Here is a 3970-nt window from a genome sequence, read left to right as displayed (position 1 = left end):
CCGCCGCGGCGGTCGCCGGCCGGCCGCCCTCGCGTAGGCGGTGCCATGCCGTGCGCGGGGAGAGACGGCCGGCCCCGAGGGCGGCCGCGAGCACGATCCACAGCGGTGCCATGGGACGGCTGAGCGCCGTCACGGCCATGGCGATGCCCGCGACCCACCAGGCCCGGGCCGAGGGCTGTTCGGCCCGGGACAGCCGCAGCGCAGCCGCGGCACAGGCCAGTGCGCCGGTGAGCTCGGTACCGCTGGCGCCGGCCTGGGAGCCGAGAAAGACCACCATCGGGGTGACCGCGGCCGCGATCCCGGCCAGCGCCAGGGGACGCCGGCCAGGCCGCCCCTGGCCCCCCAGCAGGAGCCAGGTGGCGGCGGCCAGCAGCGCCGCCGAGACGAGCGCCGAACCGAACCGGGCGAACACGTAGCCGGAGCGGACCGACCAGGCCGCCCGTGTGAGCGCTCCTTCGGAGAGGTACATCAGCGGCGGATACGCGCCCACGATGCTTTCGGCCCGGCCGGGCGGGACGGCGGTGGCCTGGCGCAGGCAGGCCGCGGACACCTCCGGGTCCAGGGCGGTGCAGGGCGGGCTGGTCGTGATCCGCAGCTGGGCTGGCAGCTCGAAGCCGCGATAGGCGTTGCGGACCTGGCGCAGTGAATCCTCGCTGAACACCCCGAAGGAGCGCAGCCTGGCGAGCGGGACGGGCTCGCCGAGTACCTGCCCGCGCCCGGCGGCCACCGCTTTCGCGTAGTGGCTCGGCTCGTCCGGCGCGGTTCCCAGCGGGTTTGTCAGCGCCCACAGGAAGATCCAGCCGGTCAGCGCGGCGAGCAGGAGAGCGGGCGCGCCGGGTTTCCGCAGCCAAGACCACAGTGGTCTTTTCATAGGGGCCGCACATTACCAGGGATACGTTCCGTGAACGGCAAGCGAATTCCTCCCCCGTCCGGCTCCAGGAATGCCAATGACGTGGAGTATCCGTTTGATTTCTTTATGTGAATGTCGATATTGCTGTCGCTGCCGGCCGTCCGGCGCGCGTGCCTAGTCGATGAGCCGGCGGCGCATGGAGCGGACCGCGAGCAGCCACATGATCCACGCGAACACCCCCAGCGCCCCCAGGTGCCCGAGGTCGGTGAGCGGGGCGAACCCGAATGCCGCGTCGCGCACCAGCTCCACGCAGTGGTAGAGCGGGTTGGCCCAGCTCAGTGCCCGCGCCCAGCCCGGTAGCTCGCTCACCGGGAAGAACGTGCCCGCGACAAGGAACAGCGGCGTCAGCACCCCTGAGATGATGTAACTGAAGCTGTCGACGGACGGCACCAGCGCGGACGTCCATATCCCGAACAGGCTGAAGCCGAACCCGGTGAGGAACCCGACGAACGGGATCACGAGCATTCCGGGCGTCGGATCCAGGCCGAACGCGATCGCCACCAGCAGCGGCGCGCAGCCGTAGACCCCCGCCTTGGCCGCGGTCCACAGCGCCTCCCCGAGGACGATCTCGGGTATGTCGACGGGAGCGGCCAGGACGGCTCCGTAGAGCTTCTGGTAGGTCCGCCGGATGAACGTCTGGAACATGCTGGCGAAGGCCGAGGCGAACAGCACCGAGCTCGCCACCACGCCGGTGCCGAGGAACTCCACGTACCGGTAGCCGGCCACCACGGACACCAGCGAGCCGAACCCCCAGCCGAAGGCCAGCAGATAGATCGTCGGCTCCACCACGGCGGAGAAACTGGTGGACAGCCAGTAGCGCCGGAACAGGGTGATGTCGTGCGTGATCACTCCCGCCAGGGCGGCCGGTTCGACCCGCCGCAGCCGGCGCGTCCCGCCCGTCCCGCGCGTCCCGCCCGTCTGGGCCGTTGCGTCCGCCCCTGCCCCGTCTGTAGCCGTTCTGGCCTCGTCCGTGGTACTCATTCGACCCGCTCCCCGGTGAGGGCGACGAACACGTCCTCCAGCGTCGCCGCGCGCCGGATCCCGGCTCCGAGCCGGTCGTCCAGCTCGGTGGGCATGTTCTCGGCGCGCAGCACGGACACGGACGGCCCGGTCCGGCGGGTGGTGAAGCCTGCGGCCTCCGCCTGCGCCGCGATCTCGGCCAGCTTCGGCGGCGGGCCGTAGTACTCCGCCGCGGTCCGCCCGGCATGCGCGTCGATGAGACGGGCGGGCGTGTCCCGTGCGATCACCCGGCCGCGCGACATGATGGCGACGTCCTGGGCGAGCCGCTCCGCCTCCTCGATGTAGTGGGTCGACATCAGTACGGTCACGCCGTCCGCGCCGAGCCCGGCGATCAGGCTCCACAGCTCCTGGCGGACCTGCGGGTCGAGCCCGACGGTGGGCTCGTCGAGCAGGACGAGCCGGGGCCGGTGCACCAGTGCCCTGGCGACCAGCAGCCGCCGCCGCATGCCGCCGGAGAGGTCGTCGGTCACCGTGTCGGCCCGGTCGCTCAACCGCGCCAGCGTGAGGGCCTGCTCGACCGCGGCCCGGCGCCTGCGAGCGGGTACCCGGTACAGCCGGGCGAACACGGCGAGGTTCTGCCGGGCGGTCAGCTCGCCGTCGAGGTTGTCCTCCTGCGGTACCACCCCCATCACCGCTCTGGCCTGCTTCGACGCGCGCGGCACGTCGTACCCGAGGACACTGATCCGGCCGGTGTCGGCGATCGACTGGGCGGTCAGCATCCGCATCGTGGTGGACTTGCCGGCACCGTTGGGCCCGAGCAGGCCCAGGCACACGCCGACGGGGACGTCGAGGTCGAGACCGTCGACCGCGGCCACCTCCCCGTACCTTTTCACCACATTTCGTACTGATATCGCGGATTCGCCTGGCTGATCCCCGGGCCTGGCGGCCGTGGCCAGGGTCTCCGTACGAGGCAGTGGCATACCGTGGACCATAGGTCGGGCGCGCTCGGTTCTCATCTGGTTTTTCGCCGGCGGACGCCGGGCGGCCGGCCGTGGAATGCCCGGCCGGGACGTCGTGTGCTTTCCGGGCACCGCACCCGAGCAGCGACCGTATGCCGCCGCCGTCGCCGTCGGGCTCCAGGTGGCCACACCTGCGGCATCCGGAGCCGAGCGTCCGGCGGAACACGTCGGTGCCGCGCTCAGAAGACCTCCCCACGGCAGCTTCTCACCGCTGGTTCCTGCGCTACATTGATGGCCACCGTCATCCGCTCCGCCGGTACCGGGAGGTCAATGTGCTCAGGCACACCGACAAGTTCGACGCATCACTCTCCGAGATATCGAAATCGCTGCTCGCGCCATTGTCGGAGCAGCCGCGGGACTGGTTGCTCGGGCGGGCTCTCGACGAGCTTGTATCCGATCTGACGGCGCTGGACGCGGCAGCCGAGAACATGGTTTCCGGCGCCCCCCGGCCGGATATCGTGGAGCCGGTCGACTCCGCGGCCCCCACGATTGTCGACGGTTCGTTGCTCGTCTCCGGCCAGCAGGTCATGCAGACCTGGGAGAAGCCGCTGATGAAGGCCATGGCCGACCAGGTTGCCGGCCCCGGCCGCTCGGTCCTGGAGATCGGTTTCGGCCTGGGCATCTCCGCCGGCTACATCCAGGAGTACCGGCCCGCGCGCCACACGATCGTGGAGGCGAATCCGCAGGTGTTCGAGACGGCCGTGGCGTGGAGCCGCGAGCCCGGCCACGAGAACACGGAGATCGTGTTCGGCAGATGGCAGGAAGTCATCGACTCCCTCGGGCGGTTCGACGGTATCTTCTTCGACACCTACCCACTGGACGAGAACGAGTTCGCGTCCCATTTCCTGGGTGGCTCGACCTATGCCGAGCACTTCTTCCCGGCGGCTGCCGGACATCTTACCGAGGGCGGTTCGTTCACCTATTACTCGAACGAGATCGACTCTCTCTCCCGGCGCCACCAGCGGTCCCTCCTGCACTATTTCCGGACCATCCGCATGCGGGTCGTGGACGGGCTGCGGCCACCGCCGGACTGCAGCTACTGGTGGGCCCCGTCCATGGTGGTCGTCACCGCCTCGGAGTC

4 protein-coding genes are annotated in these 3970 nt (G+C 70.4%); 1 reads left to right on the top strand and 3 read right to left on the bottom strand.

The annotated features are described in order from the left end of the window. From AC5LUJ_RS10965 to AC5LUJ_RS10955, 3 genes are all read right to left on the bottom strand, one after another. Positions 1 to 871: DUF2142 domain-containing protein (locus AC5LUJ_RS10965; RefSeq protein WP_493464883.1), on the bottom strand; the 871-nt coding region annotated here is incomplete at its 3' end. A gap of 153 nt (positions 872 to 1024) precedes the next feature. Continuing rightward, on the bottom strand, positions 1025 to 1891 hold the full coding sequence (locus AC5LUJ_RS10960; RefSeq protein WP_250289775.1) for an ABC transporter permease: 867 nt from the start codon (positions 1889 to 1891) through the stop codon (positions 1025 to 1027). Next, positions 1888 to 2745 (bottom strand): ABC transporter ATP-binding protein, encoded by an 858-nt coding sequence (locus tag AC5LUJ_RS10955; protein WP_493464882.1) that lies wholly within the window; start codon positions 2743 to 2745, stop codon positions 1888 to 1890. The genes AC5LUJ_RS10960 and AC5LUJ_RS10955 overlap by 4 nt, the downstream gene beginning before the upstream one ends. Positions 2746 to 3161: 416 nt before the next feature. Between AC5LUJ_RS10955 and AC5LUJ_RS10950 the strand changes: the two genes are divergently transcribed. Then, the coding region (locus tag AC5LUJ_RS10950) for a class I SAM-dependent methyltransferase (protein WP_493464881.1) at positions 3162 to 3970 on the top strand (809 nt) is incomplete at its 3' end.

The sequence above is a fragment of the Protofrankia sp. CiP1_Cm_nod3 genome, assembly GCF_982290655.1.
The sequence above is the reverse complement of the archived record's forward strand: the minus strand, read 5'-3'. Positions and strand labels throughout refer to the sequence as shown.

Bases quoted from the DNA above. Each gene is read 5' to 3' on its own strand.
- AC5LUJ_RS10960 (WP_250289775.1), bottom strand. From the start codon at position 1,891: ATGAGTACCACGGACGAGGCCAGAACGGCTACAGACGGGGCAGGGGCG.